The 15,988-nt window shown below is 72.2% G+C and carries 15 protein-coding genes and 1 pseudogene; 7 read left to right on the top strand and 9 right to left on the bottom strand.

The genetic code is table 11. From position 1 onward, the window contains the following. Positions 1-27 precede the first annotated feature (27 nt). The gene (locus ACWGIG_RS26535; protein WP_453324183.1) at positions 28-810 is read right to left on the bottom strand and encodes a S1 family peptidase; all 783 of its coding nucleotides are present in this window, start codon (positions 808-810) and stop codon (positions 28-30) included. A 242-nt stretch (positions 811-1,052) separates the two neighbouring features. Between ACWGIG_RS26535 and ACWGIG_RS26530 the strand changes: the two genes are divergently transcribed. After that, positions 1,053-1,949, top strand: a complete 897-nt coding sequence (locus ACWGIG_RS26530; RefSeq protein WP_453324182.1) for a hypothetical protein — start codon at positions 1,053-1,055, stop codon at positions 1,947-1,949. A gap of 91 nt (positions 1,950-2,040) precedes the next feature. Then, positions 2,041-3,684: an ankyrin repeat domain-containing protein gene (locus ACWGIG_RS26525; RefSeq protein ID WP_453324181.1), complete on the top strand. Its 1,644-nt coding sequence runs from the start codon at positions 2,041-2,043 to the stop codon at positions 3,682-3,684. On the opposite strand, the gene ACWGIG_RS26520 is transcribed toward ACWGIG_RS26525, so the two are convergent. The 7 genes and pseudogenes from ACWGIG_RS26520 to ACWGIG_RS26490 all read right to left on the bottom strand — a co-directional run bounded on the left by ACWGIG_RS26520 (position 3,644) and on the right by ACWGIG_RS26490 (position 9,562). Further along, on the bottom strand, positions 3,644-4,201 hold the full coding sequence (locus ACWGIG_RS26520; protein ID WP_453324185.1) for an FAD-binding protein: 558 nt from the start codon (positions 4,199-4,201) through the stop codon (positions 3,644-3,646). The two genes, ACWGIG_RS26525 and ACWGIG_RS26520, sit on opposite strands and share 41 nt — an antisense overlap. Positions 4,202-4,355: 154 nt before the next feature. Then, positions 4,356-4,679 (bottom strand): annotated as a pseudogene (locus ACWGIG_RS26515) (3-oxosteroid 1-dehydrogenase); the annotation flags it as partial. 327 nt (positions 4,680-5,006) lie between these two features. Then, a complete protein-coding gene (locus tag ACWGIG_RS26510) occupies positions 5,007-5,432 on the bottom strand; it encodes a ribonuclease domain-containing protein (protein ID WP_453324180.1) in 426 nt (141 codons plus the stop codon). 214 nt (positions 5,433-5,646) lie between these two features. Continuing rightward, positions 5,647-6,666: an aminoglycoside phosphotransferase family protein gene (locus ACWGIG_RS26505; protein ID WP_453324179.1), complete on the bottom strand. Its 1,020-nt coding sequence runs from the start codon at positions 6,664-6,666 to the stop codon at positions 5,647-5,649. Between the two features lie 138 nt (positions 6,667-6,804). Continuing rightward, a complete protein-coding gene (locus ACWGIG_RS26500; RefSeq protein ID WP_453324178.1) occupies positions 6,805-7,590 on the bottom strand; it encodes a polysaccharide deacetylase family protein in 786 nt (261 codons plus the stop codon). 282 nt (positions 7,591-7,872) lie between these two features. Further along, entirely contained in the window at positions 7,873-8,790 is a 918-nt protein-coding gene (locus ACWGIG_RS26495) for an SDR family oxidoreductase (RefSeq protein WP_453324177.1), read from the bottom strand. Between the two features lies 1 nt (position 8,791). Next, entirely contained in the window at positions 8,792-9,562 is a 771-nt protein-coding gene (locus ACWGIG_RS26490; protein WP_453324176.1) for an SDR family oxidoreductase, read from the bottom strand. 67 nt (positions 9,563-9,629) lie between these two features. Here ACWGIG_RS26490 and ACWGIG_RS26485 point away from each other — a divergent pair, with 67 nt between their 5' ends. Genes ACWGIG_RS26485 through ACWGIG_RS26465 form a run of 5 tightly spaced genes read left to right on the top strand, consistent with a single transcriptional unit; the run spans position 9,630 to position 14,132 of the window. Continuing rightward, complete coding sequence (locus ACWGIG_RS26485) at positions 9,630-10,415, top strand: enoyl-CoA hydratase family protein (protein ID WP_453324175.1); 786 nt, start codon at positions 9,630-9,632, stop codon at positions 10,413-10,415. Beyond that, entirely contained in the window at positions 10,412-11,266 is an 855-nt protein-coding gene (locus ACWGIG_RS26480; protein WP_453324174.1) for a CoA transferase subunit A, read from the top strand. The genes ACWGIG_RS26485 and ACWGIG_RS26480 overlap by 4 nt, the downstream gene beginning before the upstream one ends. After that, entirely contained in the window at positions 11,263-12,033 is a 771-nt protein-coding gene (locus ACWGIG_RS26475) for a CoA-transferase subunit beta (protein WP_453324173.1), read from the top strand. The genes ACWGIG_RS26480 and ACWGIG_RS26475 overlap by 4 nt, the downstream gene beginning before the upstream one ends. Before the next feature lie 59 nt (positions 12,034-12,092). Then, entirely contained in the window at positions 12,093-13,160 is a 1,068-nt protein-coding gene (locus ACWGIG_RS26470) for an NAD(P)H-dependent flavin oxidoreductase (RefSeq protein ID WP_453324184.1), read from the top strand. 30 nt (positions 13,161-13,190) lie between these two features. Beyond that, positions 13,191-14,132, top strand: coding sequence for a tyrosine-protein phosphatase (locus ACWGIG_RS26465; protein WP_453324172.1), 942 nt, complete (start codon positions 13,191-13,193; stop codon positions 14,130-14,132). Positions 14,133-14,160: 28 nt separating this feature from the next. Here the strand turns inward: ACWGIG_RS26465 and ACWGIG_RS26460 are convergent, their stop codons facing one another. Then, positions 14,161-15,876, bottom strand: a complete 1,716-nt coding sequence (locus ACWGIG_RS26460) for a DEAD/DEAH box helicase (RefSeq protein WP_453324171.1) — start codon at positions 15,874-15,876, stop codon at positions 14,161-14,163. Between the last annotated feature and the right edge of the window lie 112 nt (positions 15,877-15,988).

Below are 15,988 nucleotides of genomic sequence, written 5' to 3'. Positions count from 1 at the left end.
CCCCTCCCCCAGACCCGGCCGGAGAGGCTAAAGCCCCGCAGCAGCCTTCTCGATGTCCGCCGCAAACGTGGACACCTCGGTGTAGACGCCGGGGAAGTTCGGGCGCGCACACCCGCTGCCCCAGCTCACGACGCCGACCTGGACCCACGCGCCCGCGTTGTCCTTGCGGAACATCGGGCCGCCCGAGTCGCCCTGGCAGGTGTCGGTGCCGCCCTCCGGGAGTCCGGCGCAGAGCTCTTCGCCCGCGATGAGGTCGCCGTACGCCTTGGTGCAGCTGGCGTCGTCGACGAACGGCACGTTGGCCTTGAGGAGGTAGCGCTGCTGGCTGCCGCCCTCCTTGTCGGCGCCCCATCCGGCGATGGTGAAGTCGCCGCTGTTGAGGCTCGCGTCGGTGGCGAGCTTCAGGGTGGGCTGGTCGATGGGCTTGGCGAGCTTGATGAGCGCCCAGTCCTTGCCCCGGCCGTTGTAGCCGGGGGCCTGGAGGACCTTGGTGGAGTTCACCTTGATGGCGTCGGGGCTCTCCAGGTCGACCACGCCGCCGGTGGCGGTGATCGAGGTGTTGTCGCCGGAGCCGTCCACGCAGTGGGCGGCGGTGAGGACTATGTCCTTGGTGAGGAGGGATCCGCCGCAGCCCATGGAGAGGCGGACCATGAACGGGAACTCGCCCTGGGCGGCGCGCGTTCCTCCTACGACGGGCGGGGTGCCGGCGGCGGTGCTCGCGGAGGCCCCGGCGGGCTGGAGGCTGACGGCGGCGAGTGCGACGGCGCCGACGACTGCACATCTCTTGATGGCACTGAGTACGTTGTTCACGGTGGTGCCTTTCGTGGGGGGTTGCAATGACACGCGTCGATGTGTCGATGTGGGGTGGGCGCGGGCCATGACGCAATCTGTGCGACGGTGGCATGCGCCCGTCAACGCGCTGTTGGATTATGTGGAGTTGATCGACCGGTCGACAAGGGTCCCCTTTCGGCCACCGGCCGCCGGGGTACCAGAAGCCGCAAGAGGTCACGAGAAGGTACGGGAAACACGAGAAGGCACGAGAGGGTACGAACGTGGGCATCGGCAGCGAAGTCGAGCACGGCTTTCCCCACCTGGGCACGGTGCGCTCGGCGCTGACCGCGCTGTACCGGCGGATCGGTGAGGACGGGGTGCGGTCGTACGCACCGAGCGTCTTCCCGGCCGACGTGGCGTTCTCCGACGACGAGGACCCCCATCTGGGCGCGCAGCACGTGGCCCGCGCCCTCGTCTCCCATCTGCATCTGCCCGACGCCCGGATGATCGTCAGCTACCGGGAGATGGAGCACGCGGCGGGCGTCGAACTGGCCGCGGGCCCCGAGTACTTCATCGAGCTGAACGAGCGGTTCCGCAGCCACCGCAAGGACATCGGCGCCGCCCTCGCGCACGAGATCACCCACGTCCTGCTGCACCGGCTGGACCTGTCCTTCGCGGACACCCCCGACAACGAGATCCTCACCGACACCGTGACGACGTACCTCGGCGCGGGCTGGCTGCTGCTCGACGCGTACCGGCAGGACGGGGCGTCGAGCCAGAAGCTGGGCTACCTCACCCCGGAGGAGTTCGGGTACGTACTGGCCAAGCGTGCGCTGGCGTTCGACGAGGACCCCGCCCCCTGGTTCACCAGCGCCGAGGCGTACACGGCATACACGAAGGGCATGGCGCAGGCCCGCCGGGACACCCAGCAGCCCCCGCTCGCCGCGGCGGGCCGGCTCGCCCGGCACCGGTACGTGAAGGACAGGCGGCACGCCCAGGAGCACGGCGCGACCGGCAAGCCCGGACCTCTCGCCCCGTACGCCTTCGAGGGTGATCCGGGCGCGCTGCGGGTCTCGTTCCCGTGTCCGACGTGCCACCAGCGCCTGCGGGTGCCGGTGCGCGGCGAGCTGCGGGCACGCTGCGGGCTGTGCCGCACCGTGCTGGACTGCGACACCTGAGGGCCGCACGTCTCGCGGGCCACACCCGTCCGTCTGGCCCGCGTAGCCCCTGACCTGCGGCAATGGTCGGTGGGGCGCGTAGGGTCGAAGGATGGACGACAAGCCGACAGCGGGCCTGCGGGACCTGTTCGAGGCTGTGCACGGTGACGAGGACGACGCTGTTGTACGGCTGCTTCGGGCGGGCGCCCCTGCCGAGGCCACCGACGAGGACGGGACGACCGTCCTCTACGAGGCGGCGGTGAACGACCGTCGCGGCATGGTGCGGCTGCTGCTCGCCGCGGGTGCGGACCCGGACCGGCCGAGCGGCCCTTCGGGCGGGGACCTGCCGCTGTGCGCGGCGGCGGTGGGCGGTCATGCCGAGGTCGTACGGAGCCTGCTGGTGGCGGGGGCGCGGCCGGACCTGCGCGAGGACTTCGGGTTCACGGCGCTGGCGTGGGCCGCGGGCCGCGGGCATGCCGCGACCGCCGAGGTGCTGCTGGCGCACGGCGCCGATCCGGACCTGCCGGGTCCCGGCGGGGAGCCGCCGCTGGTGCTGGCGGCCCGGCGCGGTTCGCCCGCGACGGTGCGGGTGCTGCTGCGGCACCGTGCGGCGGCGCGGGAGGCCGCGCTGGAGGAGGCGCGGTGGTGGCTTGAAAACGACGTGGAGCACGCGTTGCGGGAGGGGCTGAAACACACGTACGGGGCGCGCGACGGGGACGAGTTCGTGGCCCGTGAGGTGCGGGAGGAGGGCGGTACGACGGTGCTGGTCGAGCTCTTGCGGGACGGCCGGCCGGTGGCGGTGGAGGAGCAGCAGACGGGGCATGCGGCCGTGGTCACGCGCCTGGAGTGCGTACTCGGCGTCGAGGCGCCCCTTGAGGTGCTCGCGGAGCGGGCGGTGCGGTCGGGGTCGCCCGAGGGCAACGACTGGCGGGAGTCGGTGGCCGCGCTGTGGCAGCGCGGGGACGCGGGGACGCTGCGGGCGGCGTCGCGGTGGTGCGCGGAAAGCTCCTCGTCTCTGCACCAAACCTTCGCAGCGGATGTGCTGGCCAGGGCGGTGCCCGCGTCGCAGGCGGTGCCGCTGCTGCGGGAGTTGGCGGGACGGCCGGGCCCCGCCCACCTGACGCGGGCGGCGATACGGGCCCTGGGCCGCCATGCCGACCCGTCGGCGCTGCCGGAGGTGGTGGGGCGGGCGGCGCACGGGGATGCGGGGGTACGGGAGAGGGTGGCGCGGGCGTTGGGGCGGTACGGGTCCGAGGCCTCCGTGGAGGCGTTGATCGTGCTCGCCCGGGACGAGGATCTCCCGGTCCGGCGTGCGGCGGTCGTTGCGCTGGCCCGTACGGGGGCCGGCACGGCGGAGGTCCGGGACGCGCTGGCCGAGCAGGTCGGGGCGGGAGCGACGGCGAGCACGGACCGGAGCGAGGGGGAGCGCTCCGCGTGGGGGTCGGCGGCGTCGGCCGCCCGTCAGGAGGCTCGGGGGCAGGCGGTCAGGGGCGCGGGGAACTGCGCGACCGGCCACGAAGCACCCGCACGTACGGACCGGCCCGCACCCCTCTCCCCCACCGACCCCGCCTACGCCGAAGCCGCCCGGGGCCTGGCCGTGCGCCAGGATCCCCGGGCCGCCGAGGCGCTGCTGCGGGTGCTCGCGGACAGCGACCCGGACAGCACCGGCCGCGCCGTCGCCGCGACCGCCCTCGGCCACATACGCGACGGAGCGGTCAGGCGTCGGCTGGAGTGGACGTCGCCGCGGATCCGGTGACACCCGCCCTCGCCTTGGTGACGATGTCATGGGCCGCCGCCCACCCGAACGCCATCGCGGGCCCGATCGTCGCCCCCGGCCCCGGATACGTCTCGCCCATGACGGCCGCCGAGCAGTTGCCCGACGCGTACAGCCCCTCGACGACGGTGCCGTCCTCGCGCAGGACGCGCGCGTCGGCGTCCGTGACGAGGCCGCCCTTGGTGCCGATGTCGCCGGGGTGGACGGGGATCGCGTAGTACGGGCCCTTCTCCAGCGGGGCGAGGTTGGGGTGGGGCGGGGTGGGGTCGCCGTAGGAGCGGTCGTAGACGCTGTCGCCGCGGCCGAAGTCCTCGTCCTTGCCCGCGTCGACGAACCGGTGGTACGGCGCCGCCTCGTTGGCGTACCGCTCCCCCGCCGCATTGAGGATCACCATGCCCGGGATGCCGCGGTCCGCGACCAGGAAGAAGGACTTCTCCCCCGGCGGGCAGACCGACGGTGCGCCCCACACCTTGTCCAGCAGGTCCGTCGCCGCGCCCAGTTCCTGCCCGAGGCCCAGTGAGTCGCCGACCTGCCCCTCGGACGCGTGTGTCCACGCGCTCGACGTGGGAGAGCCACAGCCTGGCGGTCAGCGCCTCGCCGAGCGAGAGCAGCTTCTTGCCGGTGACCAGCGCCTTCGCGGCGCGGGCTGCGACCTTGAGGGAGGTCCTCCGGCCCGCGCGGCGCATGTCGCGGGCCTGCGGGCCGAGCTTCTTGAGGTCGGTGATGCACGGCTCGACGGAGCGGCCCATGGCCATGCCGTCCATGGCCTCGGGGAAGTAGTCCGAGTAGCCGGGGGTGTACATGAACCGGACGTCGGTGCGGTCGTGGAACTCCCTGACCATGCGGGTCCCGTGGTCGAGGTAGGCCTCTTTGCGGGCGGCCGGGACGCGGTCGCCGACGGTGGCGTCGAGGTGGGCGAGGGCCTTCTCGCGGGTGTCGCCGAGGCCCGCCTCGTCGCGGTGGAAGTTGGTGGGCACCCATATCGCGCCGCCGGAAAGGGCGGTGGAGCCGCCGTACTTGTCGGTCTTCTCATCTCGCAGGGACTGGCTCCTGGAGGTGGATCCTCATCATGATGTCCTGGTTGTTGATGCGGACCGCGTCGTTCCGGATGCGTTCCCAAGGCGTTCCGCGGGGTGGCCTGCGCGGCGGCCCCGCTGCGCGGCGCGGGCCGCGCCCGGACGCGAACGGCAGCAGCCACCCCGTCCTCGGCGCCCGTTCCCCAGCCCCGGACATCGGAGCAGGCGAGGGACAACGTGAGGGGGTGGCTGAGCCGCAGCGAGTGGATGCAGTGCCTGAGCGGGGCCCTAGCAGCCGTACTTGACCAGCGAGAACGACTTGTAGTGGTCGCTGGTGTAGTAGTCCTCCTGGGCCTGGTCACCCGTCACGATGCGCTTGGCACCACGGGTGGGCGCACCCGGCGTGACGACGGTGTACTCGTGGTAGTACCCATTGGTCTGGCTCGGCAGGATGCCTTCGCGGTTCTTGAAGACGGTCCCGTCCTGCTCGTACGGGAAGGGGCCGCCCTTCTCGATGAGCGTCAGGGTGTCGTGCGCCTGGGACGGCAGCTTGGAGTAGCAGATGTCCCCGACCGCCGCGACCGCCGCGGGAGTCGAGGCGGCGACGGTGGCGACACCGGTGGGGGTCGAGGCGGTGGCGACGCCACCTGCGAGGAGAGCGGACGTGAGGGCGAAGGCGCCGCCGAGTACGGCGATTCGTGGGGGGATTCGCATGTGTTCATTGATGCGCGTAGACCGTGCCGGGGTCAACGCCAACTCCCTGGAATTCCCCGGACGTTCACTTCGTGCGCGCCAGGCGGGGATCAGTCGCAGGAGATCTCCACGCGAGCACTCAGCGGCGCCGCCCGACAGGCCGGTACGCACCCCAGCCTCCTGCCTCCCTCACCCCCGCCCCCCTTCCTGCCCCGCCCCCTTCGTGCGGCAGGCGCTACAGCGGCGGTTCCGCGAACAGTTCGCGGAGCCAGCGCGCCGCGTCGGCCCCGTCGCCAGGCCCCGCGCCCGCCTCGGGGAAGAGCCGCCCCCAGCACCCCGCCCGTGACACCGCACCGAGCCGGCACGCCAGGCTCACCGCCTGCCGCAGCTCGGCGGCGCTGTGCCCGTCACCGGTCCACGGCTCCAGATAGGCGTCCCGCAGCCGGGGCAGCACATCCGCCCCGTACCGGCCTCGGGCGGCCCGTGCGTTGACGAGCAGGCTGCTGAACGGATGCCCCACGACGGCGTCGCCCCAGTCGAAGAAGGCGTACCGGCCGGGGTGGTCCGCACCGGGCGCGAAGACCTGCGCCTCGTGCAGGTCGGAGTGGTCGATCGAGTCGGGAATCCCGAAAGCGTCCAACTCGGCCGCCCAGTCGGCGACTTGCCCCTTGCGTCCGAGAAGCAGACTCTGTTCCGCCGCGCCCAGTGCACGGGTGTCCGCGACGAGCCGGGCGAAGATCTCGGGCAGGTGGCGGGTGCGCGCGCCCGGCACCCCGAGGGCTTCGGCCTCGTCCGCGTACGGGATCAGCGCACGCTGCATCTCGGCGTACTGCCGCAGCGGTTCCTCCCAGGCCCGGACATCGACCGGACCCCCGTTGAGCACGTCGGCGAAGACCGTGCCCCCGTCCGGCCACAGTGCCCAGCCGCGCTCGGCGTCGACGGCGTACGGACGCAGAACGTGCTCCGGCACCCAACGCGCGAGCTCGGCCCCCAGCCCGGCCTCGAAGGCGGAGGCGGGCGGGTTCGCCTTGAACCAGACCCCCTCCCCCGAAGCGAGGGGGAAGCGTACGAGGACGGACCAGGGCCGGATCCGGACGGTCCTGGTCCGCCCCGGCGCCTCCCGGAGCCCGGCCTCCCGGAGGGCCCTCGCGGCCCAGGCGAGGGCTTCCTGCTGCCATTCGGGGCGGTCCCAGGGGGTGCGGGTTCCGGCGTAATCGCCCAGGTCGGGGGCGGGTGCCTCGTGCTCGTGGTTCATGGGCCCATCCCATCATCAGGAGGGGCACAGGCTCCACGAGGCAGGGAGGCGTACGGGGCCGGGCACCGGGGCCAAGTGCCGGCCGTCAGATGCCGGCCGTCAGATCACAGGTGCCAGATCTCAGGTGCCAGGTTCCGGTCACGGCCGGTAGACCTCGCCGGCTTCGGGGGCGGCCGGTGACATCAGCTGGGAGACCGTCACGAACGTGTACCCCTTCTTGCGGAGTTCGCCGATGATGCCGGGGACCGCCGGAATCGTTCCGGGGTAACGCTCGTGGAGCAGGATGATTCCGTCACGTTCGGTCTGGTCGAGCACGCGCTTCTTGATCAGTGCGCTGTCGTTGGTCTGGAAGTCCTTCGCGGTGACGCTCCACAGGACCTGCGCGAGGCCGAGACCCTCAAGGACCTCGGAGACGTCGTTGTTGGTGGCACCGCCCGGCGGGCGCATGAGCGTGGGGGCCTTGCCGGTGGCGGCCTTGATGTCCTTCTGCACCGGCTCGATCTCGGCCCGGATCTCGTCCGGAGTGAGCTCGGTCAGGTTCTTGTGCGTCTGCGTGTGGTTCGCGATCTCGTGCCCCTCCTTCGCCATGCGGGTCACGGTCTCGGGATAGGTGTCGGTGTGACCTTCTCCCTGGAGAAAGAGGGTCGCCGGGGCCTTCTCGCGCTTCAGGACGTCCAGCAGTTTCGGCGTGGGAGCGCTGGGTCCGCCGTCGAAGGTGAGCGCCACGCACTTGGCCTTGGTGCAGTCGACCGGCCCTTCGGCGGCCTTGCCGTCGGCTGCGGCGTCCTCGCGGACTTCGGCGGGCGACATGACGCCGGTGAGGGTGGCGCACGAGGTGAGAACGGGCACGAGGGCGGCAGCGAGGAGCAGACCTGTCGTACGGGTGATGCGGGTGCGTCGGGCGGGCGTGGGGGTGGTGGTCATGGCGTTCATCATGGGACCCCGGATCCCACGGCCCCGCACTGGGGGTGCGGGCGGGGGCGGAGAGCGGCGCCGTGTGGTGCCCGTGCGGGTGCGTCCCGGCCGGCCGCGCAGTTCCTCGCACCCCTGATCAGGCGGAACGTACAAGAGTCCGGGCGCAGGGTGGGGCGGGGTCCGGCTCCAAGGGCCGTCCGCACCGTACGACTGCCCGTAGCCGGCCGCCCGCACCGCAGACTGCCCGTAGCCGGCCGCGCGCACCGCCCCACCCCCACCGCCCCACCCCCACTACCCCGCCCCGTACACCGCCCCCGGCGCCCCCGCCTCCCCCAGCAGTTTCGCCGCCGCCTCGCCCGCCTCCGCCGGTGTCCACCGCGCACCCTTGTCGGCGGTCGGGCCCGGGCGCCAGCCTTCCATCACCGTGATCCGGCCCGCTTCCGCCTCGAAGACCCGGCCGGTGACTCCGGCCGAGGCGGCCGACCCCAGCCACACCACCAGCGGTGAGACGTTCTCGGGGGCCATCGCGTCGAAGTCCCCCTTCCCCGGTGCCGCCATCGTCTCCGCGAACGTCTCCTGCGTCATCCGGGTGCGGGCCGCCGGGGCGAGGGCGTTGACCTGGACCCCGTACCGGCCCATCTCCGCCGCCGCGACCAGCGTCAGACCGATGATCCCGGCCTTCGCGGCGGAGTAGTTCCCCTGGCCGACGCTCCCCAGCAGACCGGCGCCGGAGCTGGTGTTGACGACCCGCGCCACCGCCCTCCGGCCCGCCTTGGCCTCCGCCCGCCACCACTGCGCCGCGTGCTTCAGCGGCAGGAAGTGGCCCTTGAGGTGGACGCGCACGACCGCGTCCCAGTCGTCCTCCTCCAGGTTGACGAGCATCCGGTCGCGCAGGAATCCGGCGTTGTTGACCAGGGTGTCGATCCGTCCGAAGGAATCGACGGCCGCGGCCACCAGCGAGGCGGCGCCCGCCGTCGTCGCGATGTCGCCGCCGTGCGCGACGGCTTCCCCGCCCCGTGCGCGTATCTCCGCCACGACCTCCCGGGCGGGGCCGCTGGAGCCTCCCGCCCCGTCGGCCGACACGCCCAGGTCGTTGACGACCACCCGTGCGCCCTCCGCCGCGAAGGCCAGCGCGTGGGCGCGGCCCAGTCCCCGCCCGGCGCCGGTCACGACCACGACACGTCCGTCAGCGATTCCCGTACCGGTCATCTCAGCTCTCCTCCGACTTGTTGGCGGTTGTCGCGTCCAGAAAGGCGGGGCGCTCGCCGCCCCCGTGCACCAGCAGCGAGGCCCCGGTCACGTACGCCGCCTTCGGCGACGCGAGGAAGACCGCCGCGTCGCCGACGTCCGACGGCTCGGCCAGCCGGCCCGCCGGGACCGTCCGCCCGACCGCGGCCACGCCCGCCTCGTCGCCGTAGTGGAGGTGCGACAGCTCGGTCCGCACCATGCCCAGGACGAGGGTGTTGACCCGTACCTCCGGCGCCCACTCCACCGCCATCGACCGCGCGAGGTTCTCCAGACCGGCCTTCGCCGCCCCGTACGCGGCCGTGCCGGGCGAAGGACGGGTGCCGCTCACGCTGCCGATCATCAGGACCGAACCGCCCGTCGCACGCAGGTGCGCGTACGCCGCCAGCGAAGCCGTCATCGGCGCGATCAGGTTCAGCTCGACGACCCTCGCGTGCCGCTCCGCCCCGCCCTCCCCCAGCAGCCGGTACGGGGTGCCGCCCGCGTTGTTGACCAGCACGTCGAGGCGGCCGTACGACTCGGCGACGCCCGCGAAGAATTCCGGCACGGCTCCCGGCGCCCGCAGGTCGACCGGCCTGAACTCCGCCCGCCTGCCCGCGATTTCGACCGGTGTGTCCGGTGGTCTGCGCGCGCAGACCAGAACCTCCGCGCCCGCGGCCAGAAGGGCCCGCGCGATGCCCGCGCCGACCCCCCGGGTGCCGCCTGTGACGACGGCAACCCTCCCGTCCAGTTCCATTCGCTGCTACCTTCCTGACTCAACAAGCACCTAACAAATGTTTGGTGGAAAGGTAGCTGATCCGCTCATGGGTGTCTCCACCTCCCGTCCCGGCCCTTCCGACTCCCACAGAGGCATCGCCGTCGTCACCGTCGACTTCCCGCCGGTCAACGCACTGCCCGTGCAGGGCTGGTACGACCTTGCCGACGCGGTCCGCGCCGCAGGCCGCGACCCGGACGTGCGGTGCGTCGTCCTCGCCGCCCCACCGGGGAGCCGCGGCTTCAACGCGGGCGTCGACATCAAGGAGATGCAGCGCGAGAGCGCGAGCGGCGGCGGCCACCAGGCCCTGATCGGCGCCAACAGCGGCTGCGCGGAGGCCTTCGCCGCCGTGTACGAGTGCGAGGTCCCGGTCGTCGCGGCGGTCGAGGGGTTCTGCCTCGGCGGCGGCATCGGCCTCGTCGGCAACGCCGACGTCCTCGTGGCCTCCGACGACGCCACCTTCGGCCTGCCCGAACTGGACCGGGGCGCGCTCGGCGCCGCCACCCACCTCTCCCGGCTGGTCCCGCAACACCTGATGCGCGCCCTGTACTACACCTCGCGCACCGTCACCGCGCAGGAACTGCACCACCACGGCTCGGTCTGGAAGGTCGTCCCGCGCGAACAACTCCGCGACGCCGCAATGGAGTTGGCCGGGGAGATCGCTCTCAAGGACGGCTCTCTGATCCGCCTCGCAAAGGCCGCCATCAACGGCATCGACCCCGTCGACGTACGCCGCAGCTACCGCTTCGAGCAGGGCTTCACCTTCGAGGCCAACCTCAGCGGCACCGCCGACCGCGTCCGCGACACCTTCGGCAAGGAGAAGGACTCCCGGTGACCGACAAAACCATGACCCTCGACGAGGTCGTCTCCCGCCTGCGCAGCGGCATGACGCTGGGCATCGGCGGCTGGGGTTCGCGCCGCAAGCCGATGGCCCTGGTCCGCGCGATCCTGCGCAGCGACCTCACCGACCTCACCGTCGTCTCGTACGGCGGCCCGGACGTCGGTCTCCTCGCCGCCGCCGGAAGGATCCGCAAGCTGGTCACGGCCTTCGTCACGCTCGACTCGATCGCCCTCGAACCGCACTTCCGCACCGCCCGCCAGGAGGGCGCCTTCGAGCTGACCGAGATCGACGAGGCCATGTTCATGTGGGGCCTGCACGCCGCCGCGAACCGCCTCCCCTTCCTGCCCGTCCGCGCCGGCATCGGCTCCGACGTCATGCGCGTCAACCCCGGTCTGCGGACGTTCACTTCACCGTACGAGGACGGTGAGGAGCTCGTCGCGATGCCCGCACTGCGACTGGACGCCGCCCTGGTCCACATGAACCGGGCGGACCGCCTCGGCAACGGCCAGTACCTCGGCCCCGACCCGTACTTCGACGACCTCTTCTGCGAGGCCGCCGACGAGGCGTACGTCTCCTGCGAACGCCTCGTCGACACGGCGGAGTTGACCAAGGAGGCACCCCCGCAGTCACTCCTCCTCAACCGGACCTCCGTCACCGGTGTCGTCGAGACCCCCCACGGCGCGCACTTCACCTCCTGCGCCCCCGACCACGGGCGCGACGAAGCCTTCCAGAAGGCGTACGCGACCACCCCCTGGCCCGAGTTCGCCGCCCGCTTCCTCTCCGGAGCGGACGAGTCGGCGTACCGGACCGCGGTCCAGACCTGGCACGAGGAGCAGCAGAAGTGAGCACGCACACTCCGACCACCGCAAGGACGTCGGCCGTCACCCGCGCCGAGTACTGCGTGATCGCCTGCGCCGAGGCCTGGCGCGACGACGGCGAGGTACTGGCCAGCCCGATGGGCCTGATCCCCGGCATCGGCGCCCGCCTCGCCAGGCGCACCTTCTCCCCCGATCTGCTCCTCACCGACGGCGAGGCGATGATCGTCGGCCTCGACGGGACGCCCGAGGGCTGGCTGCCGTACCGCCGGCACCTCACGATGGTGACCGGCGGGAAGCGGCACGTGATGATGGGCGCCAGTCAGATCGACCGGTTCGGCAACCAGAACATCTCCTGCATCGGCGACTGGCAGCAGCCCGCCCGCCAGCTCCTCGGCGTGCGCGGCGCGCCCGTCAACACCCTGAACAATCCGGTCAGTTACTGGGTTCCCAAGCACTCCGCCCGGGTCTTCGTCGACAAGGTCGACATGATCTGCGGCGTCGGCCACGACAGCGCGGAGGCGGCCGGCCCTGCCGCGACGCGCTTCCACTGCCTGCCGCGTGTGGTCAGCAACCTCGGCGTCTTCGACTTCGAGACCCCGGACCACGCGATGCGGCTCGTCTCCCGCCATCCCGGCGTCACCGTCGACGAGGTCCGCGAGGCCACCGGCTTCGCGCTCGTACTGCCGGAAGGGGACGTTCCGTACACCCGCGAACCGACCCCCGAGGAACTCCGTCTGGTCCGCGAGGTCATCGACCCGAAGAACACCCGCGACCGCGAGGTGGGGCCGGCATGAGCGCACGGGATGCCGGTACGACCGGGCGAGCGGCACCGGAGCCGCAACCGGTGCCCGTCATCGAGACCGCGCTCACCCGTCTCGTCGGCGTCCGCCACCCCCTCGTCCAGACCGGCATGGGCTGGGTGGCGGGCCCCCGCCTCGTCTCCGCTACGGCCGACGCGGGCGCGCTCGGCATCCTCGCCTCCGCGACGATGACCGTCGAGCAGCTGCGGCAGGCCGTGCGCGAGGTCAAGTCCCGTACGGACGCGCCCTTCGGCGTGAATCTGCGGGCGGACGCGGGGGACGCCCGCGACCGGGTGCGGATCATCATCGACGAGGGCGTGAAGGTGGCGTCGTTCGCGCTCGCCCCGTCCCGCGAGCTGATCGCCGAGCTGAAGGACGCGGGCGTCGTCGTCGTCCCGTCCATCGGCGCCCGCAGGCACGCGGAGAAGGTCGCCGCGTGGGGTGCGGACGCGGTGATCGTGCAGGGCGGCGAGGGCGGCGGACACACCGGGGACGTCGCCACCACCGTGCTGCTGCCGCAGGTGGTGGACGCGGTCGACATCCCCGTCGTCGCGGCGGGTGGCTTCCACGACGGGCGCGGTCTGGTCGCCGCGCTCTCCTACGGTGCGGCGGGCGTCGCCATGGGCACCCGTTTCCTGCTCACCTCCGACTCGACGGTGCCCGCCGCCGTCAAGGCGAAGTACCTGGCGGCGACGGTCAAGGACATCACCGTCACCACCGCCGTCGACGGGCTCCCGCACCGCATGCTCCGCTCGGACCTCGTCGCGGCCCTGGAGAAGTCGGGGCGTACGAGAGCGCTCGCCATGGCGGTCGTGCGGGCGGCAGGCTTCAAGAAGATCTCCGGGCAGACCTGGCCGCAGATGCTCCGCGACGCTCTCGCCATGAAGCACGGCAAGAGTCTGTCGTGGAGTCAGATGCTGTTGGCCGCCAACACCCCCATGCTGCTGAAGGCTTCGATGGTCGACGGCCGCACCGATCTCGGTGTGATGGCATCGGGGCAGGTCGGGGGCGTCATCGACGACCTGCCGAGCTGCGGCGAACTCGTGGCACGTGTCATGTCCGAGGCAGAGACCACCCTCGCACAGCTGCACGCGCTCCACACCCTGCCGACACCAGGGTGATCTCCCTTCCTCCTCACAGGAGTTGACCTGATGAGCCGCAACCGAGTCCGGCTGGTCACAGGCGCGGTCGTTTCCGCGCTCGCTCTCGGCGCACTGCCCGCGACGGCCCTCGCCGGGGCGCCCGCGCAGCCGGCCACTGCCACGCAGGCCCGGCAGCACACCGGCACCGTCCGCCACGCGCCCCTCCAGATACCCCTTCAGGGCGCGGTCAACTTCCGCGACGTCGGCGGCTACCGCACCTACGGCGGCGACACCGTCCGCCACGGCCGCGTCTACCGCGCGGACGCCCTCGGCAGGCTCACCGACCCGGACCTGCTGACCCTGGCGGGCCTGCGACTGGGCAAGGTGATCGACTACCGGGTGCCGATCGAGATCCAGTACGACGGCCAGGACCGCCTCCCGCCGGGCCTCACCGTCACCGCGCGCCCCGTCAACGACAATGGCCTGTTCGGGCAGATGATGGCGGCGATCGCCACCAGGGACCCGGTGAAGCAGGAGGAGGCGCTCGGCGGCAGCAAGGGTTCGGACCTGATGAAGCGGGTCTACCGCACGCTGATCTCGGACCCGGCGAACACCGCGCAGTTCGCCGCCACGTTCCGCGACGTCGCGGACAGTTCGTCGAGGAGCGCGGTCCTCTTCCACTGCACGTCAGGCAAGGACCGTACGGGCTGGACGAGTTACGTGCTGCTGCGCGCGCTCGGCGTACCGGAGGCGACGGCCCGCCGCGACTACCTCGCCTCGAACGCCATCCGGGCGGCGGCCGACAAGAAGGTCCGCGACGGCCTCAGGCAGGCCGGCCTGATGCTGAACCCGGACCTGCTGATCCCGCTCCAGGAAGTCCGCGACGCCTATCTGGACACCGCTCTCGCGGAGGTCGAGGCACGCTACGGCAGCCTGCACGGGTACCTGAAAACGGGACTGGGCCTGGACCTCCGCACCTTGGCGAAGCTCCAGACCCAGCTGGTCGACTGACGCACCGTCAGTCACTCATGGCATTCCCTCAGGCGGCGCGGCGGCCGCCCTGGCCGCCGCCCTGCCGTCGCTGCGACTGACCCTGTCCCCCACCGGCACGGGACTGCCCGCCACCGGTACGGGCCTGGCCGCCACCGGTGCGGGACTGGCCACCCTGCCCGCCACCGGCTCCGGCCCCGGCACGCGCCGGACGGGACGGACGCCCGCCCGTCGCCGTACCGCCGCTGCCACCGGCAGCCGCGCCTGCGCCACCGCCGCCGCCACGACGGCCGCGGGTCCTGCTGCGTCCGTCGGCCGAGGGGCGGCCGGAGCCACCGCCGGAGCCGGACGGACGGCGCTTCGCGGGCTGCTGCTGCACCGGCTGCGGCACCTCGACGACCACGGCGACACCGGACGGCTCGCGCGCGCCCGTGATGGACGCCAGCTCCTCGTCGGTGGACTTGACCCGGGCGGTGTGCGGCGCGATGCCCGCGTCGCTCATCAGCCGGGTCATCTCGCGCTTCTCCTCGGGGAGGACGAGCGTGACGACGGAACCGGACTCACCGGCACGGGCGGTACGGCCGCCGCGGTGCAGGTAGTCCTTGTGGTCGGTCGGCGGGTCGACGTTCACGACGAGGTCGAGGTCGTCGACGTGGATGCCGCGCGCCGCCACGTTGGTCGCGACGAGCGCCGTGACCTTCCCGGTCTTGAACTGCTCCAGGGTGCGGTTGCGCTGCGGCTGGGAACGCCCGCCGTGCAGCGCGGCGGCGTACACGCCGGCGGCCAGGAGGCGCTTCGCGAAGCGGTCGGCGGCCCTCTTCGTGTCGACGAACATGATCACGCGGCCCTCGCGGGCGGCGATCCTGGCCGCGACGGCCTTCTTCTCGGTCTCGTCCATGACGTAGAGCACGTGGTGCTCCATCGTCGTGACGGCGCCGGCGGACGGGTCCACCGAGTGCACGACCGGGTCGGTCAGGAACATCTTCACGAGCTTGTCGATGTTCTTGTCCAGCGTCGCCGAGAACAGCATCCGCTGTCCGTCCGGCTCGACCTGCTTGAGCAGCGCGACGACCTGCGGCATGAAGCCCATGTCGGCCATCTGGTCGGCCTCGTCGAGGACGGTGATGGCGACCTGGTCGAGACGCGCGTCACCCCGCTCGATGAGGTCCTTGAGGCGGCCCGGAGTGGCGACGACCACTTCGGCGCCGCGGCGCAGCGCGTTCGACTGCTTGGTGATCGACATGCCGCCGACGACCGTGGTCAGCCGCAGGTTGACGGCGGTCGCATACGGCGTCAGCGCGTCCGTGACCTGCTGCGCCAGTTCACGCGTCGGTACGAGGACGAGCGCGAGCGGCGCGTGCGGCTCGGAGCGTCGCCCTGCGGTGCGGGCCAGCATCGCCAGGCCGAAGGCCAGCGTCTTGCCGGAGCCCGTACGGCCGCGGCCCAGGATGTCCCGGCCTGCGAGGGAGTTCGGCAGCGTCGCGCCCTGGATCGGGAACGGCTCCGTCACCCCCTGCGAGGCGAGGGTCTTGAGGAGTGCGGCAGGCATGTCCAGCGCTTCGAAAGCCTCGACCGACGGCAGCGCGGGGGTGATGGTCTCCGGCAGTGCGAATTCACCCTGGAGCGGCGTGGACCGGCGGGCAGGGCCCTTTCCGGAATTCTTCGTCGAAGCCTTGCCGCGGCCCCTGGACGGGGCGGCACTCGACGGTCGGTTGCGCGCCGGACGGCCGGTGCGCTCGGAGGAGGATCGTTCGAAACGGGTCATGCAGTAATTGCCTTCTTCCTGGGGACAGCCTGGAAACGGCTGCAACGCGGGCCGCGCGCTCTCGCGTCGCTGCCTTGCGAACACAACAACAAGCCGGGGCCCGCACCTTCAC

It is taken from the genome of Streptomyces sp. NPDC054863 (assembly GCF_053610825.1).
The sequence above is the reverse complement of the archived record's forward strand: the minus strand, read 5'-3'. Positions and strand labels throughout refer to the sequence as shown.